Origin of the sequence: Pseudanabaena sp. SR411, from assembly GCF_002251945.1 — a bacterium.
In the GTDB taxonomy this organism is placed as follows: domain Bacteria; phylum Cyanobacteriota; class Cyanobacteriia; order Pseudanabaenales; family Pseudanabaenaceae; genus Pseudanabaena.
Genome location: NZ_NDHW01000111.1, coordinates 31612 through 56973, shown reverse-complemented (window position 1 = coordinate 56973; position 25362 = coordinate 31612). Strand labels below are relative to the sequence as shown.

The window sequence follows — 25362 nt, the reverse complement described above, 5'->3', positions numbered from 1 at the left end:
CTTGATGTCTCCCAATGCTCCCCAAACAGCAGCCATACCTGCACGATCTCCTAATTCAGTCCTCAATTGCAAAGATTGCCTGAAGAGAGATTCCGCCGCATCCAAGTTGCCACGATTGCGCTCGATGTCTCCCAATTGTCCCCAAGAACTTGCCATACCCGCGCGATCTCCTAATTCTTCTTCAACTGCTAAACATTGCCTGTAGAGAGATTCCGCCGCATCCCAGTTGCCTCGGTTGCGCTCGATGTCTCCCAATACTCCCCAAAGTTCTGCCATACCCGCGCGATCGCCTAATTCAGTTCTTAATTGCAAAGATTGCCTGTAGAGAGATTCTGCCGCATCCCAGTTGCCTCGATTGCGCTCGATGTCTCCCAATACTCCCCAAAGTTCTGCCATACCCGCGCGATCGCCTAATTCTTCTTCAACTGCTAAACATTGCCTRTAGAGAGATTCCGCCGCATCCCAGTTGCCTCGATTGCGCTCGATGTCTCCCAATTGTCCCCAAGAATTTGCCATGCCCGCGCGATCGCCTAATTCTTCTTCAACTGCTAAACATTGCCTGTAGAGAGATTCCGCCGCATCCCAGTTGCCTCGATTGCGCTCGATGTCTCCTAACTGTCCAATTAAATTTGCGATAAAGCTCTGATTGTTTAGTTCCTTAGCAATAGATAAGCCGTCTTGATAATATTTTTCTGCCTCATTCCAATTGCCCCAAGCTTTATGTCTAGAGCCAATACGCTGCAAAATATAAGGCTGGCTAGACTTTTCTAGATATGGTAGAACCTGCTCGCAAAGTTCCAATAAGAGCGACCAATAACCCCAAAACTTCAAATAATCTTCTATTTGATAAATCAAACTTTTTGCTTCATCATAATTCCCTAACTGAAAGGCAAAATACTGTGCTTCTAAAACAGGGCGCAAGTCTTCCAGAGTTTTCGGATTGTCTAGGGTTTTGCCAGTGCAGTAGAACTTATACACATTTCCCATCAGTTCGGGAATATTGTCCGCATATTCCCGTTGCAAAAACTGCAAGATTACAGGATGCAGATCGTAAAAATCTCGATAGCGCGTTTCATCATAACGACTCTGTACCAAACTCGCCGCTACCAACTGCTCGATCAGTAATTCTGTTTCCTCAACTTCCGCAGTAGTCAATTCCACAGGTTCCTCAGTTATCGCTGCCATCTCAAAGCGATCATCCTTTTCCCAGTCATCGGTATACAAACGCAAAAAAGTTAATCCATGCACATCAATCCCCACCCGCAACACACACATCCGCACCAATAGATCCTTTGCCGTCTTGCTAAGCCGTCCCAATTGCGCCCGTAGAATTGGTTCTGCTTTTTTCGTCACCAGTTGAGGATTTTGCCGCAAATATCCTCGTCTTCCTTGGCTAGCCCCCACCAATAGCTTGAGCAACAACACATGACCATCCACCTGCTCTGCAACCCAAGCCAAATCCGCCTCACTATCTGGCAATTTCAAATCCTTCAAGATTTGGACACTATTTGATTGAGATACCCCCGTTATTCTCTCCACTCGCACCAAAAGCGGATCGATTTCCCCATCACTGCGCCGCTCTGCCAAGTCATAGGGCATCTCCCGACTAGTCAGCAAAACATGAGAATGATGTCGCCCATAAACCAACGCATTCAACAAATCGCCCACAGGTTCTAATCGCGACTTTCTGGGCTGACTTACCCCATTACCATAGCCATTGTCTTCACAAGCTGGCTGCAAAATCTCCTCCAAATTATCCAACACCAATAAACAACGATCTTTCTCCAAGCATTGCAATATCCCATAAATCTTGTCCTCAACCTTGGGGAAATTGGCTTGTAAATCACCCAGTATCAAATTTGCTAAATCATCAAAACTCGTCCCTTCCCGCACCCGAAAATAAAACACCTGCTTATACTGCGGCGCAATCTTTTCCATCAGTTTAATCGCCAAACTCGTCTTGCCAATTCCACCCTGCCCCAATAAAACCAACACCCGCAAAGTAGACTCTTTCAAAAACTCCTGCAACTGAGTGAGCATCAACTCCCGCCCATGCCACACAGGAATCGAAGGCAAAGGCTCATTAGCCCGAAATCGATCTTTCTTTTGAGGTGAACTTAGTGATGCAAATTTATCGTTAAGCCAATCCCGTAAAACATCCCACTTATCTCTAGTTCTCTTTACTAACTCAGTACAATCTGACTCAAAGTACCGATAAATCAAGGTTTGATGCGCTGCTTTTGCCTTAACGTCTTTAAATGGATTTTCTGGTACATCTTGATATGCAGGAAATGACTCAATAAAAGTTTTTCGTACCGTTGATTCATTTGGGGCTTTAGGATCTAAATCCTTGAGGTTCTTAATATATTCGTTAGCAAGCCTTGTTAAAAATTCCTGCCACTCCATAGTTCAACCCCATTTCAATCTTGGTAATAAGCTAACGAATTTGCTAGTTTCATCTCGCGAAATTATGCTTTTATCAAGCCTTAGCAAAGCATTAATTTCAATGATAAGGGCAATCTAGGAAATAATAGGACAACTTTGAGAATATTAGGAAATATAAGTGCAAAGCTAGAAAACCTTTGGGTACAAGCCTTTGAGGAAAAACTGTTGAATTAGCACATTGATTTCAATAGTTTTCTCAAATGTCTAAATTCTCTACAAAAGCAGTTTGCAACTTTACCAAGCGCCTCGCCTACAAAGTTGTCATCAACTCCGCGATCACGATTGTAACTACTGCCTCTACTCAAGGCTCCCTTCCAAATTGGGATGATTTATCGGATATCCTTCGCAAGAGCTTATTCGTAGCAGTACAGCAAGAAGTTATCAAACACTTGCACCCCAAAAAGCAAAATGTAAAACCTGTGCTTACGGGAAGTAAAAATGAAAAAGGCGATCGCTAGCTATAGTTTTGCGTTTTATTGCAATCAGTAACTACACAAGGCTACTTTACGTCAACTAACGTAGCCTTAATTCCCCACAAAGCCATGCAACCAGAATCCAACCTCCCCAAACCAGTTGCGCCATTTCCCCAATTATTTAGCGGAATGCTTGCCCTATCGATCGCCCTTGTCGGTAGTGCCTATCTCGCTGGTAATGCCCTGCGATCGCTTAGGTCAAATGACATCTTGACCGTAATCGGTTCATCGACCCGCCCGATCCGTGCTGATTTTGTGATCTGGCGTAGCTCCGTTTCTAGTCAACAGACAACGTTGCCCCTTGCCTTCCAAGAACTCAAACGCTATAACGAGCGCGTGCGTACCTATCTCAAGAGCAAAAATATTCCTGATGACGCGATCACCGTGAGTGCGATCGAAACCCAGCCTATTCCTGAAACCAATAGTAACGGGGTGCAAACTGGCAAAAACATCGCCTATCGACTAATCCAACGCTTTGAGATTCGCTCCAAGGATGTCGATGGTATTAGTGCGATCGCCCAATCAAGTACCGATTTGATTAACGAGGGCATTCCCTTCACCTCAGAACCTGCGGAATATCTCTATACACAGCTTAGTCAGTTGCGCGTGGAAATGATCTCCGAAGCCACCAAAGACGCTAAAGCTAGAGGTGATGCGATCGTCAATGTCTCAGGTAGTCGCCTTGGCACAATTCGCAAGGCGGAAACCGATGTCTTTCAAATTACGGCGCGATATTCTACCGAAGTCAGCAACAGTGGCTCTTACAACACTACCTCCATCGACAAAGATATTCGGGCTGTGGTTGCGATTACCTTTGCTGTTGAATAATGATAGGGGTGACACGAAGTGTCACCCCTATCATTAATTGCTGAAGCCATGAGTTATTTTAGTTCGCGATCGCCTGCCGCACCTTGCCCTGTCTGTATGCGTGGACAGATTGCCCCCATGCCGATGATGGAGTCTCTGGCTTGCGACTTTTGTAGTCATATTTTTTTGCTGGAGCAAAGTGAAGATCAGCGTCAGCAGTTTTTGAGAATGGCAGATACCATCTCTACATTGCGATGGGCTTGGACTGGTAAGCGCTGGGAAAATGCAAACGCTGTGCAGGTTTACAACAGTCGTTGGTTGAGCATTTTAGGAATTTTGTTAGTAATCATCCCCACCGCGATCGCCTCCCTTGCGGCTTATTTTTTTGCCCCAGAACCTGATGTTCCTTTAGCGTGGTTTCCCAAGTTTTGGGCGATCGCCACATTTTGCGGTCATTTATTTGTGCTGTTATCAATTACTCGCGACTACACCCAGTTTCCCATCGGCGCTTACTGGCGATCAATTACGCGATCATTTATAGGTAGAGGCAATTCATGAATTGCCTCTACCTATGGCATAAAATGGCAATATGGCAAAAAAGAATAAAAATAACTCTAAAGGATGGAAATCATTCCACAAGACTTTACGGAAGTCTGTATCGATATTTCGCTACGGAATCAAGGCTTTAGGACTAGTTTGGACAACTAGCCGAGTTTTAACTGTGGCGATCGCCATATTCACAATCATGAGTGGGCTATTACCAGCAGCGATCGCCTATGTGGGCAAGTTGATTGTCGATAGCGTGGTGTTGGCTTCACGGAGTGGATTGTTAAGCGATCGCAACTTGGCATTGAGTTATGTCGGATTTGAAGCGATTTTAATTGTGATTTTGGCGGCAGCGCAAAAGGGATTGACCGTATCTCAATCATTGCTGCGCGTGCTACTTGGGCAAAGAGTGAACGTCTTGATTTTAGAAAAAGCGCTCACCCTCGATCTCGCTCATTTTGAGGATTCGGAATTTTATGACAAGATGTCTCAGGCGCGATCGCAAGCCTCTAGTCGTCCATTGTCCTTAATCAGTCGCATCTTTGGTTTAGGTCAGTCAGCACTGACTCTATTGACCTTTAGCGGATTGTTACTCAACTTTTCGGTTTGGGCAGTGATTGTCTTAGTATTAGCGGCGATTCCCTCTTTTATCGCTGAAACCAAGTTTTCGGAGCATTCATTCCGTCTGTTCAAATGGCGATCGCCTGAAACTCGTCAGCAGCATTATCTAGAAACTTTACTGGCGCGAGAAGACTATGCCAAGGAAGTCCAGCTTTATCAATTAGGTGGAATGCTGTTGCAGCGTTATCGCGATATTTTTGATCGCCTATTTGACGAAGATCGCAATCTTACTATTCAAAAGGGATTTTGGGGCTATCTGTTGGGATTGCTTAGTACGGGCGCGTTTTATGCCGCCTATGCATGGATTGTGATGGAGGCGATCGCAGGCAAAATTAGCTTAGGGGAAATGACAATGTATTTAGTCGTATTCCGTCAAGGTCAGTCTACTTTTGCTTCAGCATTAACCTCCATCGGTGGCATGTATGAGGACAATCTTTATTTAGCCAATCTCTACGAATTTCTCGAACAGCCGATTCCTCAATCTGATGGGAGGATTACCAGAGGAATTGAGAAAGATGGCATCAGATTTGAAAATGTGTCTTTTTGCTATCCTGAAAGCCAAGAGCCAGTTTTAAAGGATATTTCACTGCATCTGCAACATGGCGAAAAACTAGCGATCGTTGGTGAAAATGGTTCTGGCAAAACCACTTTGATTAAGCTCCTGACACGGTTATACGTGCCTACAAATGGCAGGATTTTATTAGATGGCGTTGATCTCAATGATTGGGATATTGATGTTTTGCGTAAGCGAATCGGTGTAATTTTTCAGAATTTTGTACAGTATCAATTTACAGTCGGTGAGAATGTCGGTGTTGGGGATGTGGAACGCTTAAATGAGTATCAAGAATGGGAAGTCGCCACAGAAAAAGGGATGGCAAAACCCTTTATTAACAATATGCCGCAGAAATTTGGAACGCAGTTAGGTAAATGGTTTAAAGGTGGTCAAGAGCTATCGGGTGGGCAGTGGCAAAAGATTGCATTGTCTAGAGCCTTTATGCGATCGCAAGCAGATATTCTCGTCCTCGACGAACCAACGGCGGCGATGGATGCAGAAGCCGAGATGAATATTTTTAATCATTTCCGTTCCCTCACTAAGGATCAAATGGTAGTGTTGATTTCCCATCGGTTCTCGACAGTGCGTATGGCGGACAAAATCATCGTGATGGCAGATGGTAAAATTATCGAGCAAGGCAGTCACGAGCAGCTATTAGCAGCAGATGGACGCTATGCCCATCTTTTTACGCTGCAAGCAGCAGGTTACAAATAAATTTTTGTAATGGCAATTCATGAATTGCCATTACAAAGCGGAAAAGCACCATAATGCAGGTAAAAATTCATGCAAGATTTCAATTGGAAAAAGCTTCAAAATGGTTCCGATATTCGTGGCGTAGCGATCGCAGGTGTCCCCAATGAAGATGTAAACCTAACACCTGAAATTGCCAAAATTTTAGGTCAAGCCTTTACCACTTGGCTATCTCAGAAACTAAACAAACCTACCTCAGACTTACTAATTTCCGTAGGGCGCGATAGTCGGCTATCGGGCGCAGAGTTAATGCAAGCAGTCATGGAAGGAATTAATTCCCTTGGTAGTCAAGTGTATGATTTTGCGATCGCTTCTACACCAGCGATGTTTATGAGTACGATTACCGATGGCTTTAACTGCGATGGCGCAATCATGCTCACAGCAAGTCATTTACCCTTCAATCGCAATGGTTTAAAGTTTTTTACGGTTCAGGGTGGCTTAGAGAAAAAAGATATTAGCGATATTCTCAATCTTGCCGAAAAGAATGAATTTGCAATTTCCGCTTCTCAAGGAAATATCATAAAGCATGATTTCATCTCAGTCTATGCGAATCAATTTGTCACCAAAGTCCGTGAAGCAGTCAAGCATCCTGACCATTACGAACAACCACTTCAGGGATTAAAAATCATTGTCGATGCAGGTAATGGGGCTGGCGGTTTCTATGCTAGTAAAGTCTTAGAGCCTCTTGGTGCAGATATCACGGGCAGTCAATTTCTCGATCCCGATGGTACATTTCCTAATCACGTTCCTAATCCTGAGGATAAAGTAGCGATGGCTTCCATTTGTGAAGCAGTTGTTAAACATCAAGCAGATTTTGGGATTATTTTTGATACTGATGTCGATCGCAGCGCAGCAGTCGATCAATTTGGCAAAGAGCTTAATCGTAATCGCTTGATTGCCCTTATTTCTGCAATTGTCCTCAAGGAGCATCCCAACTCAACGATTGTCACCGATTCCATAACTTCCGATGGACTGACTAAATTTATTGAGCAGGATTTGCAAGGCGTACATCATCGATTCAAACGTGGTTACAAAAATGTGATTAATGAATCCATGCGCCTCAATCAATCAGGGCAAGAGTCTTGGCTAGCGATCGAGACTTCTGGACATGGCGCGATGAAGGAAAACTATTTTCTTGATGATGGCGCTTATTTAGTCAGTAAGCTTTTGATTGAATTAGCCAAGTCGAAATTAGCAGGAAAATCGCTCACTGATTTAATTGCCAATTTACAAGAACCAGCCGAAAGTGAAGAGTTTCGCATCAAAATGCTTGTGGAGGATTTTAAAGCTTTAGGCGATCGCGTAATTAGCGATTTAACAACATTTGCCGCAACCCAACCTGACTGGAAAATCGTTCCTAACAATTATGAAGGCATCCGCATTTCCTGTACTTCTGATGATGAGCATGGTTGGTTTCTGCTTAGGCTCTCATTGCATGATCCCGTCATGCCCCTGAATATTGAATCTAATGTCCAAGGCGGTGTTACAAAGATTGCAAAGAGGTTATTAGAATTTTTGCAACCTATGGAAGGGCTGGATATTTCTGCGCTTTCTCATTAAAACAAGAAGCGGCGCAAAGCGCCGCTTCTTGTTTATAAAAGACTTGCTGAAAATAATCCGCCAATGCAGACCATGCTGATCGCCCACATCGGCGATCGCAACCAAGGCAAGTCAAGAATATAAAACAAACTAAATAAAAATCTCGCTGCTAAAAAAACAAATACATAGAGCGAAGTTTGATCGGAAGCGACATTACTAACATAGGTAGTAAGAGCCGCCGCTACGAATAAGGCAAATACTTCAAAGGAGTTTTGGTGCGCCCATGTGGCACGTTTGGCATAGTCTGGCAAGCGATCAAACATTGCTCTGGGTGCATTTACGTCATAGCCAACACTCACCCGTCCGTAGGCAACAAGAATATAAGGCAAATACACCAGTCCCGCCGCGATCGCAATACCGTATAACAATATCTGTGATGGAGAAAAAGTCAAATTCATTCTGGGTTTGATCAAGCAATTTAAAACTTCTTCTATTTTAAGGCTTATAGCCTTGAATCGCGCCCATAACACAAAAATCCGATGTTACCAACATCGGATTTTTGTTAAATCGTAGAACCCTTATCAAAACCAAAACATGGTGGCGGCGCTACGCGCCGCCACCATGTTTTGGTTTTGATTTTGCTATAGTGAAGGAATTTCTTTAGGGTATCCCGTGATGAGTACTGATGCAGAGCGATCGCTGTTGAATAGTCTCCAAGCCTATGTGAATCGTTTTGACACATCAAATTCTCCTGAAGATCTCCTTGCGATCGCGAGTTCGATTTTGACCTTTCAACAAAAACAAGGAAGTAGCATCAAGATCGAACCTAATCAAACTGAAGCTTTAATTCATCAAGTAGTCAATCAGTTTCAATCAGAATCTCTATCTCCTGTTATTGATGCAACTACTGATACATTGGTGCAAGAAGTAAACCAATGGCGACAGTCGTTAGAAGATCAAGTACTCAATACCCTTAATGCTTATGCTCGGAAAGTTCACCCTAATCAATTACAGAATTTACTACCAGAGACAATTTTATCTATTCTCCCGTTAGTTGAGAACGTCCAACTGCGTAAATCAGAAGCTGAATCTTTAATTCGGCAGGTAGAATCAAAATTTAATTGGAATAGCGCATTAGCACAGGTAATTGATCCTAAATTCCTAGTGATCGCCGACAAATTGGTACAATTATCAAAGTTTGGAGACTTAAAGAAACGGCTACAAGACTCCCTTTTAGGAAATCGCGACTTAATCAATAACACTCTTGAGAATGTAACCGAATCTTTTGTAGAAAGTGAACTAGCTAAAATTCTTGGCAGTAATACCCTGCATATGGATATTGACCTTGATGCTCAGAAACTAATGGTCAAGCAGGTAACGATCAAGTTTAATGTTTTGCATTCTTCGGCAACACCTTCAAAAAGTAATGAGGAAATTGCTACCCAAATGGATACTGAAATTGATCGTTTCAAGGCATCTCGACCACTTCCATTTCGTTTGTTTTAGTATGTATAGCAGCAATACAAGAGATAGCTATAAGATAAGTGGCGGCGCAAAGCGCCGCCACTTATCTTTGTGGTTTTATATTGCTATATACTCTTTAAATTATGTCTCCAGTTCAATTTGTAATCCGTCCTGCAACTATTGCTGACACATCAGCTATTTTTTCGTTGATTTTGGCACTTGCTGACTATGAAAAGCTCACTGATAAAGTGACAGGCAATATCGAAACTTTGCAAACAGATCTGTTTGGTAATAACTCTTGTATAGAAGCGATCATGGCGGAGATAGAACCCAATCAAATTGTAGGATTTGCTCTGTTTTTCACCAGCTATTCCACCTTCCTCACCCGTCGCGGTATCTATTTAGAAGATTTATTTGTGCTGTCTGAATATCGTGGTATGGGTATTGGCAAAGCGTTAATTTCCAATCTTGCTCAAATTGCCGTATCCAGAGGTTATGGTCGCTTTGAGTGGTCAGTTTTAGATTGGAATGAACCTGCGATCGCTTTTTATACTCGTATTGGTGCAGATATTCTTCCAGATTGGCGCATTTGTAGAGTTACAGGGGATGCGTTAGAGCATCTTGCTAACAACCAATAGAGGCGGCGCAAAGCGCCGCCTCTATTTACACCACAAGAGTTTGTGAGAAAGTGTTGCAATGCAACACTTTCTCACAAACTCTTGGTTTGGGGTTGAGCGCAAAGCGCTTTAACAATCACGATTTGATGCTAATCCATTCGGCAAAACTGTCTTACAGAGCTTTGCTTTGGCTAATTGTGCTTCCGATATAGTGGCGCTAGTGAGGTCAGCTTCAGTAAGGTCAGTTTTATCAAAGATAGCGTTGGAAAAGTTAGCTAACAACATTTTGGTATGCTTAAAATTGACATATCTCAGATTTGCTCCACTCAAATTAGCGCGACTCAGATTAGAGAAAGTAATACTCGCACCTACTAAATTTGCGTCACTGAGATCAGAGGCGAGTAAATAGGTATAGTCTAATTTGCTAACTGGAAGATAAGCTCCAGTCAAATCACAAACTTGGCAGTTTTTAGTGGTTTGTAATTGGACAACTTGACTAGGATTCAAAGCCCATGCTGGCAAGGGAAACAAAAATAAAATGAGTAGCACGATCGCCAAAAAGATGCGGTATTTCATATCTAAAGATCTCTATATTTACATCTATTAACAAATCCATTTTTGATGGTGCGGCGAAGCTGTGCCATCAAAAACGGCGAAACCCTAAAAACATTATCATCTAATCAATTGTCACAATCACAGGCGTGTGATCGCTGGGCTGAGTAAGTTTGCGGGGTTCTATATCAATCACACAGGCTGTAGCTTTCTCATATAGAGACTCTGTTAAGAAGTGATAATCAATTCGCCAGCCACGATTGCGTTGAAATCCTCCAGAACGATAATCCCACCAGCTATAGTAACCGCCATCAGTTTCAAATTTCCGAAATATATCTTTAAAGCCAAGATTTAAGACTTCAGCAAGAGCTTCTCGCTCAATATCCGTGGACATTACTTTGTTTTCGCGTCCCTTGGGATCGTAAATATCTAGATCAGCGATCGCCACATTAAAATCGCCACAAATCAGCACATTGGCATTTTTATCTAGCAAGGCTTGCAAATATGCTTTTAATAGCTTTAGCCAACGCAATTTATAAGCATATTTCTCACTTCCCACCTCTGAGCCATTTGGGACATACATATTCACGATCTGGACATCGCCACATTTAGCAGTGATGAGACGTTTCTGCTCATCCAAGCTGGGATCGTCAATTTCGCCTAATACTGCTGCAAAACCTGTTTGGATATCCTGTAACGGCGATCGCGAAATCATGGCTACACCGTTATAGGATTTTTGTCCATAAATGTAGGTTTGGTAGCCTAAGTCTGTAAATGGGGTATGGGGGAAGTCTGTGTCGATTACCTTAGTTTCTTGTAAGCACAACACATCAACATCAGGATTGGCTTGTAACCAATCACAAACATGGGTGATTCTTGTGCGAACTGAGTTAACATTCCAAGTGGCAATTTTCATGAAATTTATATATCAAATTCTTATGTGAGATCAAATGGTTTGAGAGAGTGCGCCCCTTGGGGGCGCACTCTCTCAAACCATTTAGGATTGCTATAACAACATAAACATTATGGTTCATGTCACAATTTAAACAGTAATTTATATTTTCTAAATTTTGAGTTTGCCTCGCATGATTTCCCATAACAACATTGCCGAACTAATTCGCGCCGCTTTACCTAATGCCAAAGTTCAGGTTGAAGATCCTAATCATGATGGTCAACACTTTGCGGCGATCGTCGTTGCTGAGCAATTTGAGGGCTTATCCATGATTAAGCAACACAAACTTGTATACGGAGCAATCCAAGAGCATCTGGATACTGGTGCAATTCACGCATTACAACTAAAAACCTATAGCTTATCCCAATGGGAAAGTATGCAGGTTCAAGTTAACTGATCGAAAGTTGCGGCGCAAAGCGCCGCAACTTTCGATTTGGTTTTACAGCGTTTTTGGTATATTGGAAACTGCAAGAATACAAGCCCCGAAAAATATCAGAATATAGTGGATATACTGCGATCGCTTCCTATTGGACTTTACCTCGAACAGCCGATCACATGGTTACATCGACTCGATCCACGCATCAAACTGTTTGGACTCCTCACTTTTTTACTATCACCCATTCAAGCTAATGAACCTTGGCGCGTGGCGATCGCCGTTTTATTGATCATCCTAACCTTAGCTTCACAAATTCCCTTGCGAGTTTGGAAACAGCAAATGGGGATTTTGCTATTACTTTCCTTTATGACTTTAGCGATCGCCACCATTTCCCCTGATGGGTTTAATGTCACTGTCCAGCCTCGTCGCCCCATCCCTGACGTAAATATCACCGCTAGCCAAGCTCAAAACACGCCATCACTAACGATCAAACTTCCTCAACCAACACCCTATAGTTATGTAGTTTGGAAGGCTGGCAGCATTACGATTACCCGCAAATCTCTGGATTTAGGTGTGCGGGTTTGCACATTAATTTTCACCTATCTCTACGCACCAACTCTATTTTTGCTGGTCACGGCTCCCGAAGAAATTACAGCCGCGATCGCCGCAATTTTTGCTCCATTAAAATTCCTCAAGGTTCCTGTTGTTGAAATAGTCCTGACGCTGACCCTTGCACTACGCTTTGTACCCTTAGTTTTAGAAGAAGTTCAAAACCTTGGTCGAGCCATGCGAACCCGTTCAATTAATTGGAAAAGACTGGGTTTTAAGCGCACTACTCAAATTTGGCTAATCCTTGCAGAGCGACTGATAGACAATCTATTCATCCGCGCCGCACAGACAGCAAGCGCTATGCAAGTACGAGGCTTTACAACTCCTAATACTCACGTTGTCGTTTGGAATCCTCTCAAATTCTTTCTTCGCGATATCGTGCTACTAGTTCTCTTAGTCGCAATGTGGGGTGTCAGAATTTACTATGGCAATGAGTTCTAAAAAGGAAAGAATTGCTTTGCAATTCTTTCCTTTTTATTCTACGCGATAGCCCAGATCTGATAGCTGAAACCTTGACGATCGCCATTTGGGTTGAACCTTAACAAACATTTCCAAATGCACAGAACCCATAATCATCTTCTGCATTTGCAATCTTGCCTGAGTCCCAATCTCCTTCAGCATTTGTCCCTTCTTGCCAATGAGAATTCCCTTTTGCGAATCTCGTTCCACATGAATTGTTGCCATTACCCTTGTGATTTTCGGCTGTTCATCCACTTGATCAATACTGATCGCCACAGAATGCGGAATCTCTTCGCGAGTAAGCAGGAGAATCTGCTCACGAATTAGCTCACCCATAATGAACCGCTCAGGCTGATCGGTGACTAAATCAGGTGGATAATAATAGGGACCAAGGGGCAAGCGCTCGCACATCATTGTCTGCAAGGCTTCTAAGCCTTCCCCCGTGACCGATGAGAACTTAGCAACTTGCCAACCATGCTCCTCAGCAAAGCTCTCATAACCAGTAAAGGTATCCCCCGAATCATCATTAAGAATATCGATTTTATTGATACCCAAAATTGTCGGAACGTTGCTCTGTAAGATTGTTTCGGCAACAAAGCGATCGCCTGTTCCCATGCGATCGCTGCCATCAACCAGCAAAACTGTCATATCCACTGAAGAGATCGCACCGATCGCATTTTTGACAATGGTTTGACCGAGTAAATGGTGGGGTTTATGAATTCCAGGAGTATCGACAAGGACGATTTGGGCTTCAGGCAATGTCAAAATCCCGCGTAGACGGTTGCGTGTAGTTTGGGCAACAGGCGAAGTGATCGCAATCTTTTGACCGATGAGGGCATTGAGCAGCGTAGACTTACCGACATTTGGTCGTCCTACTAATGCTACAAAGCCCGATTTAAAACCTTCGCCCGATTCTGGAATCATGATTATTTGCGATCGCTGTATTTGAGATAGGAAACGATTATACCCTGCTACAAATGTAGACAGTAGTGAAGGATTTTTAGCGATTTATAATCTCGATATAGGGAATAAGTACTTATGGTTACTTTTATGGTTTGCCTATTCATTCTTGAAATATAGCAACCAAAGGTTTACTTAGGACATAAACCCAAAATACAAGTAGCGGCGCTACTTGTATTTTGGGTTTTGATTTGTTCTATCCAACTCTTGCATTGCTATAGCCTTAAGGATTAATTTTACGCAACTTAATGGCGATCGCAGGATTGCCACTGTAAATCGTCATCGGTTCTAGCGATCGCGTTGCCACACTGCCTAAGCCCAACACCGCACCCTGACCGACTCGCACCCCCGCCGCAATCGTCGCTCGTGCCGCGATCCAGCTTCCTGTCTCAATATAAATTGGTGCAGTCTGTAAAGCAAAATCGCGATCGCGCCAGTCGTGATTACCCGTACAGAGATAAACACCCTGCGAAATGCAGCAATGGCTCTCGATCGTAATCAAATCGAGATTATCGAGCCAAACATCTTCACCAATCCAAACGAAATCTTTGATCACTAAACGCCAAGGGAATTTGACCCGCACTCCCGTTTTAATGCGGACACCCTGCCCAATTTCTGCACCAAACCAGCGCAAAATGTTAACTTTTAAAACTGAAAAAGGAATTAAATAACTACGCAATAAAGGCGCTCCCACAAAGTACCAAAGCAACTGTTGAAGGATATTTGCCCCTGTTGTGTATGTACCCGTCGTATAGCGATCAAGACGCAAAGTTAAACTCCTTACTGCGCTTTGTACTTAAATAAAATCCAAGATTTTTGTTGAGAGTGTTGCAAAGCAACACTCTCAACAAAAATCTTGCAGTAGGCATGTTATACAATATTAGAGCTTTTCTAATGGTCGAGTTTTTGATATGCAAGTTTGGGTATTGCTGTTTAACGCTAACACCGATAATGAAGGTATTTATACTCTAGAAATTGAGGGCAATAATATTATTGTCGCCTTTGAGCAAGAGGATGATGCAATTCGTTATGCAGGTTTATTGGAAGCACAGGATTTTTTGTCGCCGACAGTAGAAAGCATTGACAGTAAAGATTTAGAAGAATTTTGCGAAGAAGCAGGCTATGACTTAAACATCGTACCAACCGACGCTTTGTTAGTTCCACCTGAAAAAAATGTTGATAAAACTGATTGGTCAGCCGATCACGATCAAAATCTGTCAGAACCAGAAGATGAAATTGAGGTAGAAGATCCCGTAATTGCAATGATGCGTCGCCGTTTAGAAAATTTACTATAAGTCTTAAGAATGCGTCCCTTCGGGACAAGTTCTTTAAGACATGACTAGAATTTGTTTTGGGTATAAATTATGACGGCTGAACTTACTTCTAATCCTTTAACCAACGCAATTACTAAATTTGAACCGAGTTCTGATAACGAAGGCTGGTTTAACTATGCAGTGCATGTCTATCCTCACCATACCGACTATTCGGGTGTAGTTTGGCATGGCTCTTATATCAATTGGATGGAAGAGGCGCGAGTAGAATGCTTGCGAACCGTCGGCATGAGCTTTGAAGAGTTAGTCTCCGCAGGTGTGGATCTGCCCGTAGTGGAAATGTCTTTGCGCTATCACCGCTCGGCGCGGATGGGCGATAATTTGCTGGTGATGACTAAGCTTACGCCCGATAAAGTCCGCCTGAACTGGGAATATCAAATTCGTACTGAAACAGATCTATGTGTAACAGCAGTGGTTACCCTCGTACCTGTAGATTTTGAAAAACGTAAGTTGTTGCGATCGCTACCAAGTTCATTGGAAGGGGCGATCGCCAAATTAACGGGAATTTAAGTTTTGCATCTCGCTTCGCGAGATGCAAATGCATAGTAACTGAGGAACTCAATCAAATCATGGCAAATTGGCAAGTAATTGCAGGCGGCGTGACCGCAGCAAAGGGCTATAAAGCCGCAGGAATCACCGCAGGACTGAAACCATCGGGCGCTCCTGACCTAACTTTGATCGCATCAGATGTCCCTGCGATCGCCGCAGGGGTATTTACCAAGTCTTGCGTCAGAGCCGCCTGTGTAGACTTCAACCGCGAAGTATTGGCAAAGGGTTGCCATGTCAGCGCCATCCTCTGTAATGCGGGTCAAGCCAATGCTAGTACAGGTGCAGAAGGTTGGCAAAATGCGGTGGAATGTGCCGAACTAGTGCAGAAGGCTTTAAATACGGAAGATGGTGTTTTAGTGGCTTCTACTGGTGTCATCGGCAAGCAATTGCTGATGGACAAAATGCGTGCAGGTATTGCCAAAATTGCCCCTCTGATTTCGCCCGATGGTGGTGAAGATGCCTCGCGATCGATCATGACCACGGACACTTTGCCCAAAAGTATTGCTCTAGAAACTGCGATCGATGGCAAGCCCGTGAGAATCGGCGGCATCTGTAAAGGTTCGGGGATGATTCATCCCAACATGGCGACAATGCTAGGTTTTGTGACATGCGATGCTGGTGTCGAACCGAAGCTGTGGCAAAAGATGCTATCAAGCTCCATTGATGCTAGCTTCAACCAAGTTACCGTTGATGGCGATACCAGCACCAATGACATGGTATTGGCGCTATGCAATGGACAGTCGGGCGTAACTATCGAGGATGAAAATTCTGATGCAGCACAGCAGGTACAGGCGATGTTGCAAGAAGTTTGTATGAGCTTGGCTAAGGCGATCGCCCGTGATGGTGAAGGCGCAACCTGCATGATCGAGGTGAATGTGACTGGCGCATCTAGCACCGTCGCCGCTCGTCAAATTGCCAAAACCATTGTTGGTTCATCCCTTGTCAAATCCGCAGTTTTTGGTAACGATCCTAACTGGGGCAGAATCGCCGCCGCCGCAGGGCGATCGGGTGTAGACTTCAATCAAGATGTATTGAATATTCAACTGGGCGATTTTGTGATGATGAAGGATGGCTCGCCGCAGGAATACGATCGCAATGCTGCTAGTGAATATCTCAAAAATGACACTGTAATCATCAATGTCGGTGTCGGTGATGGTGATAGCCGTGGCACAGCATGGGGCTGTGACCTCAGCTACGATTACGTCAAGATCAACGCTGAGTACACGACATAGGAACGAAAAGAGCCGCGCTAAGCGCGGCTCTTTTCCACAGTACTAAGCAATTGGTAACGTAAACCAAAACTGAGAACCAATATTTGGTTCTCCAATCACCCCGATCGCCCCGCCGTGAGCTTGGACAATCTGACGACAAATATAAAGCCCTAAGCCAAGACTAAGCGATCGCCGATTGAGTCTACTGTGGTCTTTCCCCTGGGCATAAAGCTCAAATAAATTCTCGCTTTGAGTGCTGGTCATGCCTACGCCATTATCAGCAACGGTGCAAAGCATCATCTTTTCGTCGCTCACCTCTGCGGAAATTGTGAGTTTGAGATTAGGGGGATTATGTTTAATCGCATTGACAATTAGATTTTGGAAAACTCTATAGATATGAGCAGAATCAATTAGAGCGATCGGTAGATTTGGGTGGATTTGCAAATTAATTTCTGCTTCTTCTTTGTCTAACAGTGGCTGAAGATCATTGATTGATGCTTGAATGACCTCCTTAATGGCGATTGGATACGGATGAATCACAATCCCATGGACATTATTCACGTGGGACTCTAACAATGAATTGATTAATGCTAATTGCCGATCGCCACTTTGTTGCATTCGTTCCAAGGTCGTTCGGGACAATAGAATATTCGCATCTGGACTACTTGCCGTTTTCGCCAAATTATCTAACACCATCATCAAGCCCGTCACAGGATTTCGTAAATCATGGGAAACTGCATGGAGAAAAATAGTTAGGGCCTCCTCGGCTCGTTTGCGTTCAGCAATTTCCGCTTGTAAATCAAGATTTTGGGACTCAATGGTTTGACGTTGTTTGGCGATCGTTAAATGGGTGCGAATCCTGACTAATACTTCTTCATGTTCAAAGGGCTTAGTCACATAGTCCACAGCCCCTAAAGATAAGCCACGCACTTTGTCAACTGTCTCCGAAAGGGCTGTCATAAAAATAATCGGAATCTTGACAGTTTCAGGATTTGCCTTGAGACGTTGGCAAGTTTCAAAGCCATCAATGCCTGGCATCATCACATCTAGCAAAATCAGATCAGGCTTAATATATGTAATTTGTTCGATCGCGCTTTCGCCATCAGTTGCTACTAAGACCCGCAGCCCCACATCCCGTAATAAATTCACTAACACACTCAAGTTAGTGGGGTTGTCATCTACAACCAATACACAGCCTTCTAAGGAATGGCATAGATTTGAGATTGCCGAATTTTTATCTGTTGTTTGATTGATGTAGCTTGACAGGCGATCGCTCATAAAGTTAGTCAGTAACTAAGCTAAATTATGTCAGTTTTTAAGAACCGTCACACTGTTAAAACCCAAATCCAGTGAGCTGACTTACTTCAGGTTCATGAAAAGCTAAAACTAGTGGTCTATCAATTCTCTAAGATATAGCTGTCGCTATTCTTGTTAGGACATAAAACCCAAATAATGTGAGGCGGCGCTTCGCTCCGCCTCACATTATTTGGGTTTTGATTTGTCTTGATACAGGTGGCTATAGCTATACAAGGGGGCTTAGATACTTTGAAATGAAGACAGAGAGACTTGTATGTATAGCAACGCAAGAGATAGCTCGGACAAAAAAGATGAGTGGCGGCGCTTCGCGCTGCCACTCATCTTTGGGGTTTTATGTCCTAAGCAAAACTTGCATTGCTATAGGTGTTTTTTTGAAACTGTTGCTTTGCAACAATCTCAACTAGGAAGTGTTGTGCAATGCGCCGCACTTTCTAGTTGAGGTATTTGGCAATTTCGGCGACGCTGACAGGCTCATTCGATACACTTGGAACATCCACAACGATTAGATAGCCCTCGATTTTGCCTTTGCCAACCGTATTCAAAGCATTTAAAATTTTGGGCATGTCAGCTTTGATCAAACTGCCGCGATCATCGTAAATTTCGATCGCTGAGAGACATCCCAAGGTGGCATTCCAGTCAAAGTTTTTGGAGTTGACCACTTTATCTTTATTACGGAAAAAATCGATCGCTGCACCACTGCCATGTATCCGAAATAGCGATCGCCCTACATTCCCCGCCCAAAAGGTTTGCTGAATTGGCGCATAATCTCGCCATGTTGGGGGTAAAAGAGCTTGATAGGCTTGTAAATTACCCGTGAATTTACCTTTTTGATTTGGTAAAAAAGCATTCACGCCATCCTCAAAAGGCACAAACAAATTCACCAGCGAAAATTGTCCATAGGCATGAAAAAACTCATCGTCAGGTTGCCGTGAAATTCCTTCCATCCGATACAGCCCCTGCGGGGTGCGCCCATTTGTAAAGTACCAGTCCAGATTGCGAACAGACTGAAGTAATAATGGCACTGACCAAAGTTGCTGACCCTGTTTTAAAAATTTACCGTTGCGATCCTTGATGAGCATTAGGCATAAAACATCGCGATTAGGACGACAGAGAACATACACATGGGCTTGCTGAGGCGCAACTTGCCATTTTAGTAAATCCGTAAGATTGGGAATTGTTTTTGGCTTGTCGGCTACGAGGCGATCACTAGGCAGATTTTGCAGCGTCGCTCGTAGGTGTAAATCTTGAGACCATTTAGGAAAGCGTTGTTGCACCTTGAGTTTAAGTTTTGCAAGTTGGTTCGGGTCAGCATTTGCAGATTTAGTGATCGCCGCTAAAGATAGCGCCACCCATTGCGAATCGTCGCTGGAATTAATTGTGCGTAAAAAATGTGGTTGCAGCTTGCCATAGACCTCAGGTTTAAGCGTATATAGCTCTAAACTTACCTGCATCGCCATATCAATGATCCCCTTTTGCGGGTCACTGAGATTTGCCGCCGTAGTCATCTGTAAAACATTTTCGAGGGCTTGCAGAGCATAGCTTTTGTCTAGAGCTAAAACCCCGATCGCCCATAGGGACTCTTGCCAATGGGTAGCATTACTGTCTGTAATCGGATATTTTTTGAGGTCAAATCTACTTGGATTTGCCTTTTGTTGTTGGTCTAGTATTTGAGCATCTCTAGCGATCGCCGTGGCTTTAGTCTGGTAAGCACGGATCGGTGGGGTTTGGGCTTTAATTGGTTGAGATGGGCTAGCAGCAAGTAAAAAAGCGATCGCGGCTACAGCACTAGACATAAATTGATACATAATTTCTTATCACAAGAAAATAGGGAAAGCGCATTGCACTTTCCCTATTTTAGTATGGAGCTAAGCGGATTCGAACCGCTGGCCCTCTCAATGCCATTGAGATGCGCTACCAACTGCGCTATAGCCCCAGAAATCTACTAGCTAAATTACTAATTAATTTATTAGCTTGTCTATAATCGCGCAAATTGAGATTAATGTCAAATGCGATCGCTAAAAAAATTAAAACAACAAAGGGACGCTTTGCGTCCCTTTGTTGCGGAGAATGAATAAGAGCTATTTCGCGTACCAACTTTTGCGCCATTGTTGCATTTGCTCGATTTCCGCCTGTTGAGAACTGAGAATCTCTTGAGCTAGTTTTTGAATTTCAGGACGTTTTGACTTGGCGATCGCATCTTTTGCCATCACTAAAGCCCCTTCATGATGAGGAATCATCGCCTCTAAAAATCGCAAATCAAACTTATCGTCAGCACTTCCCAAATCCATACTCATCATCATGTTCTTCCGAAATTCGGGAGTCATCGCCATCATATGATTAGCTTCTGCGTGCCACATCATTAACTGATCATCAGCCTTGGGATACCATGCTTTACGCCATTCTCCCATCTGGGCAATTTCCTTCTTTTGAGCTTGGATGATTTCCAACGCTAACTTCTTTAATTCAGGACGTTGAGAATTTTTTAAGACATCCTCAGCCATCGCGATCGCGCCTTGATGATGTGGTGTCATGCCATCAATAAAGCGCAAATCATAATCAGCATCAGCAACACCCAAATCCATAGAGCTATGGGACATTCCATGGGACATTATGCCACTGGAAGTTGGCATTGGTGTTGGTTTCTCTACAGCTTTTGGAGGTTGAGTTTCTGTTGTCGTTACAGGTAGAGAATTATTCGCCGATGTGCAAGCTGTCAATCCGCTACTTGTGACAGCAGTGAGTATAAGAATTAGTGAAGCAATTCGACGTTTAGCAGTTATGGAACAACATATTTTGAGAATCAGGCGTTAAGACAGGAAAATGATTTTAAGAGAATTTGGGGTTTTAATTTTGCAATAAGTGCTGAATCTGGCTATTTATACCAAGTTTGATACCACTGACGCATCTGCTCGATTTCTTTACTTTGAGATTGAACGATCGCATTAGAGAGAGATCTCATGTCAGCGCGATCGCTGTCAACGATCATGCTAGACATCATCAACGCCATTTTGTGATGGGGAATCATCTCAGCAATAAAGGCTTTGTCAAAATCAGGAGCAGTTTCGAGGGTTTTCAGATCAACTGCCATCATGTTCTGCATTCCCATCGGTCTTTTCGTTACCATTGGCGTTTTCATTCCCATCATGCTGCGATGATTCATGGCAGTCGGAACTTCTGTACCATACCATTGCTTATACCAAGACTTCATTTGCCCAATTTCACGGGTTTGATCGTTCTTGATTGACTCGGCAAGCTTTCTAATCTCAGGACGTTTAGAGAGTTTGAGGGCTAGATCTGCCATTTGGACTGCCCCTTCATGGTGTGGAATCATCATTTCGATGAAATGGCGATCAGTTTGCTCACCTGCCATCATCATGCCATGCATCATCATGCCTTGTTGAGGCATCATTGGTCTTTGAGTAATTGAACTTGGTTTTGTATTTGTAGAGGGTTGTGGTGTTTGCTCTGCTTGAACGATGTTGGTAGCTGCGATCGCAATGGCTGTACTACCAACGAGAATACTCACTATACCCAAGAGTAATGCTTTGTGTTTTTTGGGACTGTTCTGACTTTCTCTGGCAGAGTCTTGAGAATCTTTAGAGTTCATAGATTTTCCCTAACGTTATATTTCTACACTAATTCAAGAAAATGAAATCAGAATGAAATTAACTCTTTTGCAAGGAAACTTAACGCGATTAAAATACTGTCTAGCAAGCATTTTAGGCTCATTTCACAATTACCTAAAAAAATATAGTTTCTAGGGCTTGACTCTCCATTTGGCTGGAGAGTGTATAAGTAACTTAAGTTGATTTACATCTAAATTATTTGAGTTTTAACGAAGGCTAGGAGATAGCTATGGTAGCGACATTATCGCAGGATCAAGATCGAGTATTACTGCAAATTGGTCAAGTTGCATTCCAGAGCCAAGTTCCAATTAAAACGATTCGCTATTATGAAGAACTTGGTTTATTAAAGTCTTCAGGACGTACTGAGGGAAAATTTCGGTTGTTTACTCCCGACACGATCAAGAGAATTACTTTTATCAAAAGGTTACAGAAATTAGGCTTGAGCCTCCAAGAGATTGCGGAGATCTTGGGAGTTCACGATCGCGGTGTAGCTCCTTGTGCTGAAATCAAGCAGCAATTAGAGCAGCAGATTCTAGAGATTGATCGGCGCATTGCCGAATTGATGACTTTGCGTGGTGAGATTAACGAACTGCTCGAAGATTGGACTCCCCCAGTAAATACAACCACAGGCGAGATTTGTCCGATTTTACAGAAGATGTGATCATGCATCGCGCCAAGCGTATCGCATCATCACTCAAACACATCATACCAAAACTAAAAATGGCGTAGCTATTTTAGTTTAAAAAACCCTTACTGGGTTTGCTTTTAATTCATAAAAGTTGTTATCACACTTTCGTGAATTGGGATTATTTCGTTTAGGAAAGAAAAACAATGAAAAAGATTACCATGAAACTACGAGGAATGCACTGTGCCTCTTGTGCCAGTAGCATCGAATCAATGACGAGATCGCTGGCTGGAGTGGCTAGCAGTAATGTCAACTTTGCGATCGAGCAAATAGCGATTGATTACAATCCTCAAAAAACTAGTCCCGATGTCATTCAAAAAGCGATCGCTAATCTTGGTTATGAAGCATTTGTGCCAGATTTATCAGCAAATGGAGAGGACGCAGATAAAAAAGCTCGTTTAACTGAATTACAGGACTTAACTCGCAAAGTGGGCTTAGGTAGTGTGATTGGCATAATTTTAGTGATCGGTTCATTACCGATGATGACAGGGTTGAATCTTCCCTTTATCCCTGATTGGCTGCATAACTCTTGGTTCCAGCTTTGTCTAGCATTACCTGTACAGATATGGTGCGGAAGTTCTTTTTATATTGGTGCTTGGAAAGCCTTTAAGAACCATACCGCTACGATGGATACATTGATTGCCTTAGGCACGATGGCAGCGTTCTGCTATTCCCTCACCGTTACCTTAAACCCTAGTTTCTTTATTGCTCAAGGTTTACAGCCTGAGGTTTACTACGAGGTTTCCGTGGTGGTAATTACGCTGATTCTATTGGGTAAGCTCTTTGAGAATCGTGCCAAGGGAGAAACCTCCGATGCAATTCGCAAGTTAATGGGATTGCAACCAAAAACGGCGCGAGTCCTCCGTAATGGTCAAGAATTTGATATTCCCATTGAAAATGTGCTGATTGGTGATGTCGTGCTTGTGCGCCCTGGGGAGAAAATCCCTGTTGATGGTGAAGCGATCGCAGGCAACTCCACTGTCGATGAATCCATGATTACAGGCGAAAGTATTCCCATTGAGAAGAAGAGTGGCGATCGCGTGATTGGGGCGACCATGAATAGAACTGGGAGCTTACAGGTTAGAGCTAGTCATGTGGGCAAAGATACAGTGCTAGCGCAAATTGTCCAACTTGTGCAGCAAGCCCAAGGCTCGAAAGCACCAATTCAGCGATTGGCGGATCAAGTGACAGGTTGGTTTGTACCTGTGGTTATTTCCATTGCGATCACGACATTTTTGATCTGGTTCAATGTCACGGGTAACTTGACACTGGCAACTATCTCCGCCGTTGGTGTGCTGATTATTGCCTGTCCTTGTGCGCTGGGCTTGGCGGCTCCCACTTCGATTATGGTGGGAACGGGTAAAGGTGCAGAAAATGGCATCTTGATTAAAGATGCGGGTAGTTTGGAACTAGCCCATAAAATTCAAACCATTGTCTTGGACAAAACAGGAACCGTTACGGAAGGTAAGCCCACTGTCACAGACTTTTTTGCCCTCAATCCCGATGATCGAGAATTGTTACAACTGGTAGCTTCGATCGAGCGTAATTCGGAACATCCTTTAGCGGAGGCAGTTGTGGAATACGCTAAACAGCAAGGGCTGGATCTACCTAATGTGATTGAGTTCGAGGCAATTTCTGGTAGCGGAGTTCAAGGCAAAGTTGGGAGTGCGCTGATCCAAGTCGGCACAAGACGCTGGATGGATGAGCTAAACATTGATACGAGTGCACTCCATCAGTATCAAGATGCTTGGGAAGTGGGTGGTAAAACAGTGGTATTGATTGCGGTTGATCATGTAGCGCGAGGTCTAATTGGCATTGCCGATCAAGTTAAGGCTTCTTCCTATGCGGCGGTTGATGCTTTACAACGGATGAAAATCGAAGTTGTGATGCTCACAGGTGATAATTTGCCAACGGCTGAGGCGATCGCTCGTGAAGTCGGCATTAAGCGAGTCTTTGCTCAAGTGCGCCCCGATCAAAAGGCAGCAAAAATTAAGGAGTTACAAGCTGAAGGAAAGATTGTTGCGATGGTGGGTGATGGCATTAATGATGCTCCTGCTCTGGCTCAAGCAAATGTCGGTTTAGCGATCGGTACGGGTACTGATGTAGCGATCGCCGCCAGTGATATCACCCTGATTTCAGGTGATCTCCAAGGGATTGTCACCGCTATCCAACTCAGTCGCGCCACGATTCGCAATATCCAACAAAATCTCTTCTTTGCCTTCATCTATAACGTCGCAGGTATTCCCATCGCCGCAGGTATTCTCTTCCCGTTCTTTGGCTGGCTACTCAATCCAATTATTGCAGGTGGAGCTATGGCATTTAGTTCTGTCTCTGTAGTCACCAATGCTTTGCGGCTACGCGGATTTCGTCCCAATTTTACTAACTAGAAAATACAACTATGCTAAAACTTAAATTGATCAACCTCATGCTTAACCTCACTTTTCTGGGGGCGATCGCCTCCAGTGCATCGGCAGCAGAAATGACGGAAATGACTGAGGAACATACTAAGCGATCGACCCAATTTCAACGAATTGAACAACCACTCGCGCTTAAAATTGGCTTGACTGTAGGTGGACTAGCCTTAATTAGCGCTCAGCTATGGTGGTTTCTTTTCAGTAAGCCAAAGTCTCAACAAGCAGAAACTAGTGAGGGGGTACAGGAAGTTATTATCACTGTAGATGGTGGTTATAGCCCTTCGCTAGTGACCGTAAAACGTGGACTTCCTGTGCGCTTAAATTTCATGCGTCGCGATCCTAGTAGCTGTTTGGAAAGGGTTCTATTTCCTGACTTCCACATTGCTCAAGATTTGGCTCTAAATGTAATCACACCGATTGAGTTTACGCCGCAAACCATAGGAAGTTATCAATTTTCCTGTGGAATGAATATGTTTCATGGAGCGATTAATGTGGAAGATTAATAC

At 43.5% G+C, this 25362-nt stretch carries 25 protein-coding genes and 1 tRNA gene; 15 read left to right on the top strand and 11 right to left on the bottom strand.

The window, feature by feature from the left end:
• Positions 1-2406: tetratricopeptide repeat protein (locus B9G53_RS11525; RefSeq protein ID WP_141211765.1), on the bottom strand; the 2406-nt coding region annotated here is incomplete at its 3' end.
• A 239-nt stretch (positions 2407-2645) separates the two neighbouring features.
• Between B9G53_RS11525 and B9G53_RS11520 the strand changes: the two genes are divergently transcribed.
• The 5 genes from B9G53_RS11520 (at position 2646) to B9G53_RS11500 (ending at position 7755) form a co-directional block, all read left to right on the top strand.
• A complete protein-coding gene (locus tag B9G53_RS11520) occupies positions 2646-2903 on the top strand; it encodes a hypothetical protein (RefSeq protein WP_094532309.1) in 258 nt (85 codons plus the stop codon).
• Positions 2904-2987: 84 nt separating this feature from the next.
• A complete protein-coding gene (locus tag B9G53_RS11515; protein ID WP_094532307.1) occupies positions 2988-3746 on the top strand; it encodes an SIMPL domain-containing protein in 759 nt (252 codons plus the stop codon).
• 18 nt (positions 3747-3764) lie between these two features.
• Positions 3765-4283 (top strand): hypothetical protein, encoded by a 519-nt coding sequence (locus tag B9G53_RS11510; RefSeq protein WP_094532305.1) that lies wholly within the window; start codon positions 3765-3767, stop codon positions 4281-4283.
• Between the two features lie 31 nt (positions 4284-4314).
• Complete coding sequence (locus B9G53_RS11505) at positions 4315-6159, top strand: ABC transporter ATP-binding protein (RefSeq protein WP_094532303.1); 1845 nt, start codon at positions 4315-4317, stop codon at positions 6157-6159.
• A 69-nt stretch (positions 6160-6228) separates the two neighbouring features.
• Positions 6229-7755, top strand: a complete 1527-nt coding sequence (locus tag B9G53_RS11500; RefSeq protein WP_094532301.1) for a phosphomannomutase/phosphoglucomutase — start codon at positions 6229-6231, stop codon at positions 7753-7755.
• A gap of 32 nt (positions 7756-7787) precedes the next feature.
• On the opposite strand, the gene B9G53_RS11495 is transcribed toward B9G53_RS11500, so the two are convergent.
• Entirely contained in the window at positions 7788-8192 is a 405-nt protein-coding gene (locus tag B9G53_RS11495) for an MAPEG family protein (protein WP_094532299.1), read from the bottom strand.
• Between the two features lie 217 nt (positions 8193-8409).
• Between B9G53_RS11495 and B9G53_RS11490 the strand changes: the two genes are divergently transcribed.
• Together B9G53_RS11490 and B9G53_RS11485 are read left to right on the top strand one after the other, a co-directional pair.
• Positions 8410-9240, top strand: a complete 831-nt coding sequence (locus B9G53_RS11490; protein ID WP_094532297.1) for a hypothetical protein — start codon at positions 8410-8412, stop codon at positions 9238-9240.
• A gap of 101 nt (positions 9241-9341) precedes the next feature.
• Entirely contained in the window at positions 9342-9836 is a 495-nt protein-coding gene (locus tag B9G53_RS11485) for a GNAT family N-acetyltransferase (RefSeq protein ID WP_094532295.1), read from the top strand.
• Positions 9837-9944: 108 nt separating this feature from the next.
• Here B9G53_RS11485 and B9G53_RS11480 read toward each other — a convergent pair whose 3' ends face one another.
• Complete coding sequence (locus B9G53_RS11480) at positions 9945-10391, bottom strand: pentapeptide repeat-containing protein (RefSeq protein ID WP_094532293.1); 447 nt, start codon at positions 10389-10391, stop codon at positions 9945-9947.
• A 100-nt stretch (positions 10392-10491) separates the two neighbouring features.
• On the bottom strand, positions 10492-11283 hold the full coding sequence (gene xth, locus B9G53_RS11475) for an exodeoxyribonuclease III (RefSeq protein ID WP_094532291.1): 792 nt from the start codon (positions 11281-11283) through the stop codon (positions 10492-10494).
• Positions 11284-11452: 169 nt separating this feature from the next.
• On the opposite strand from xth, the gene B9G53_RS11470 reads away from it, so the two are divergent.
• Both B9G53_RS11470 and B9G53_RS11465 read left to right on the top strand, forming a co-directional pair.
• The gene (locus B9G53_RS11470) at positions 11453-11716 is read left to right on the top strand and encodes a BolA family protein (RefSeq protein WP_094532289.1); all 264 of its coding nucleotides are present in this window, start codon (positions 11453-11455) and stop codon (positions 11714-11716) included.
• A gap of 105 nt (positions 11717-11821) precedes the next feature.
• Positions 11822-12745: an energy-coupling factor transporter transmembrane protein EcfT gene (locus tag B9G53_RS11465; protein WP_094532287.1), complete on the top strand. Its 924-nt coding sequence runs from the start codon at positions 11822-11824 to the stop codon at positions 12743-12745.
• A gap of 33 nt (positions 12746-12778) precedes the next feature.
• Here B9G53_RS11465 and era read toward each other — a convergent pair whose 3' ends face one another.
• Positions 12779-13687: a GTPase Era gene (era, locus tag B9G53_RS11460; RefSeq protein ID WP_176453183.1), complete on the bottom strand. Its 909-nt coding sequence runs from the start codon at positions 13685-13687 to the stop codon at positions 12779-12781.
• A gap of 259 nt (positions 13688-13946) precedes the next feature.
• Positions 13947-14492: a WcaF family extracellular polysaccharide biosynthesis acetyltransferase gene (locus B9G53_RS11455; RefSeq protein WP_094532283.1), complete on the bottom strand. Its 546-nt coding sequence runs from the start codon at positions 14490-14492 to the stop codon at positions 13947-13949.
• A gap of 142 nt (positions 14493-14634) precedes the next feature.
• Between B9G53_RS11455 and B9G53_RS11450 the strand changes: the two genes are divergently transcribed.
• The 3 genes from B9G53_RS11450 to argJ all read left to right on the top strand — a co-directional run bounded on the left by B9G53_RS11450 (position 14635) and on the right by argJ (position 16835).
• On the top strand, positions 14635-15018 hold the full coding sequence (locus B9G53_RS11450; RefSeq protein ID WP_094532281.1) for a DUF3110 domain-containing protein: 384 nt from the start codon (positions 14635-14637) through the stop codon (positions 15016-15018).
• A gap of 69 nt (positions 15019-15087) precedes the next feature.
• Entirely contained in the window at positions 15088-15564 is a 477-nt protein-coding gene (locus B9G53_RS11445) for a thioesterase family protein (protein WP_094532279.1), read from the top strand.
• A gap of 59 nt (positions 15565-15623) precedes the next feature.
• Positions 15624-16835, top strand: coding sequence for a bifunctional ornithine acetyltransferase/N-acetylglutamate synthase (gene argJ, locus B9G53_RS11440; RefSeq protein WP_094532277.1), 1212 nt, complete (start codon positions 15624-15626; stop codon positions 16833-16835).
• A gap of 42 nt (positions 16836-16877) precedes the next feature.
• Here the strand turns inward: argJ and B9G53_RS11435 are convergent, their stop codons facing one another.
• The 5 genes from B9G53_RS11435 to B9G53_RS11405 form a co-directional block, all read right to left on the bottom strand.
• Positions 16878-18092 (bottom strand): hybrid sensor histidine kinase/response regulator, encoded by a 1215-nt coding sequence (locus B9G53_RS11435; protein WP_094532275.1) that lies wholly within the window; start codon positions 18090-18092, stop codon positions 16878-16880.
• A 470-nt stretch (positions 18093-18562) separates the two neighbouring features.
• Positions 18563-19924: a hypothetical protein gene (locus B9G53_RS11425; protein ID WP_254923633.1), complete on the bottom strand. Its 1362-nt coding sequence runs from the start codon at positions 19922-19924 to the stop codon at positions 18563-18565.
• Positions 19925-19991: 67 nt separating this feature from the next.
• A tRNA-Ala gene (locus B9G53_RS11420) sits at positions 19992-20064 on the bottom strand.
• Between the two features lie 145 nt (positions 20065-20209).
• A complete protein-coding gene (locus B9G53_RS11410) occupies positions 20210-20848 on the bottom strand; it encodes a DUF305 domain-containing protein (RefSeq protein WP_254923632.1) in 639 nt (212 codons plus the stop codon).
• A 155-nt stretch (positions 20849-21003) separates the two neighbouring features.
• On the bottom strand, positions 21004-21738 hold the full coding sequence (locus B9G53_RS11405; protein WP_094532267.1) for a DUF305 domain-containing protein: 735 nt from the start codon (positions 21736-21738) through the stop codon (positions 21004-21006).
• A gap of 248 nt (positions 21739-21986) precedes the next feature.
• On the opposite strand from B9G53_RS11405, the gene B9G53_RS11400 reads away from it, so the two are divergent.
• The 3 genes from B9G53_RS11400 (at position 21987) to B9G53_RS11390 (ending at position 25359) form a co-directional block, all read left to right on the top strand.
• Positions 21987-22418 (top strand): heavy metal-responsive transcriptional regulator, encoded by a 432-nt coding sequence (locus tag B9G53_RS11400; protein ID WP_094532265.1) that lies wholly within the window; start codon positions 21987-21989, stop codon positions 22416-22418.
• Positions 22419-22588: 170 nt separating this feature from the next.
• A complete protein-coding gene (locus tag B9G53_RS11395; protein ID WP_094532263.1) occupies positions 22589-24829 on the top strand; it encodes a heavy metal translocating P-type ATPase in 2241 nt (746 codons plus the stop codon).
• Positions 24830-24840: 11 nt separating this feature from the next.
• A complete protein-coding gene (locus tag B9G53_RS11390; RefSeq protein WP_094532261.1) occupies positions 24841-25359 on the top strand; it encodes a cupredoxin domain-containing protein in 519 nt (172 codons plus the stop codon).
• The last annotated feature ends 3 nt before the right edge of the window (positions 25360-25362 follow it).

Bases quoted from the DNA above. Each gene is read 5' to 3' on its own strand.
- argJ (WP_094532277.1), top strand. From the start codon at position 15,624: ATGGCAAATTGGCAAGTAATTGCAGGCGGCGTGACCGCAGCAAAGGGC.
- B9G53_RS11505 (WP_094532303.1), top strand. From the start codon at position 4,315: ATGGCAAAAAAGAATAAAAATAACTCTAAAGGATGGAAATCATTCCAC.
- B9G53_RS11495 (WP_094532299.1), bottom strand. From the start codon at position 8,192: ATGAATTTGACTTTTTCTCCATCACAGATATTGTTATACGGTATTGCG.
- B9G53_RS11450 (WP_094532281.1), top strand. From the start codon at position 14,635: ATGCAAGTTTGGGTATTGCTGTTTAACGCTAACACCGATAATGAAGGT.
- B9G53_RS11445 (WP_094532279.1), top strand. From the start codon at position 15,088: ATGACGGCTGAACTTACTTCTAATCCTTTAACCAACGCAATTACTAAA.
- B9G53_RS11515 (WP_094532307.1), top strand. From the start codon at position 2,988: ATGCAACCAGAATCCAACCTCCCCAAACCAGTTGCGCCATTTCCCCAA.
- B9G53_RS11395 (WP_094532263.1), top strand. From the start codon at position 22,589: ATGAAAAAGATTACCATGAAACTACGAGGAATGCACTGTGCCTCTTGT.
- B9G53_RS11400 (WP_094532265.1), top strand. From the start codon at position 21,987: ATGGTAGCGACATTATCGCAGGATCAAGATCGAGTATTACTGCAAATT.
- B9G53_RS11490 (WP_094532297.1), top strand. From the start codon at position 8,410: ATGAGTACTGATGCAGAGCGATCGCTGTTGAATAGTCTCCAAGCCTAT.
- B9G53_RS11480 (WP_094532293.1), bottom strand. From the start codon at position 10,391: ATGAAATACCGCATCTTTTTGGCGATCGTGCTACTCATTTTATTTTTG.
- era (WP_176453183.1), bottom strand. From the start codon at position 13,687: ATGATTCCAGAATCGGGCGAAGGTTTTAAATCGGGCTTTGTAGCATTA.
- B9G53_RS11390 (WP_094532261.1), top strand. From the start codon at position 24,841: ATGCTAAAACTTAAATTGATCAACCTCATGCTTAACCTCACTTTTCTG.
- B9G53_RS11520 (WP_094532309.1), top strand. From the start codon at position 2,646: ATGTCTAAATTCTCTACAAAAGCAGTTTGCAACTTTACCAAGCGCCTC.
- B9G53_RS11500 (WP_094532301.1), top strand. From the start codon at position 6,229: ATGCAAGATTTCAATTGGAAAAAGCTTCAAAATGGTTCCGATATTCGT.
- B9G53_RS11485 (WP_094532295.1), top strand. From the start codon at position 9,342: ATGTCTCCAGTTCAATTTGTAATCCGTCCTGCAACTATTGCTGACACA.
- B9G53_RS11405 (WP_094532267.1), bottom strand. From the start codon at position 21,738: ATGAACTCTAAAGATTCTCAAGACTCTGCCAGAGAAAGTCAGAACAGT.
- B9G53_RS11470 (WP_094532289.1), top strand. From the start codon at position 11,453: ATGATTTCCCATAACAACATTGCCGAACTAATTCGCGCCGCTTTACCT.
- B9G53_RS11425 (WP_254923633.1), bottom strand. From the start codon at position 19,924: ATGTCTAGTGCTGTAGCCGCGATCGCTTTTTTACTTGCTGCTAGCCCA.
- xth (WP_094532291.1), bottom strand. From the start codon at position 11,283: ATGAAAATTGCCACTTGGAATGTTAACTCAGTTCGCACAAGAATCACC.
- B9G53_RS11435 (WP_094532275.1), bottom strand. From the start codon at position 18,092: ATGAGCGATCGCCTGTCAAGCTACATCAATCAAACAACAGATAAAAAT.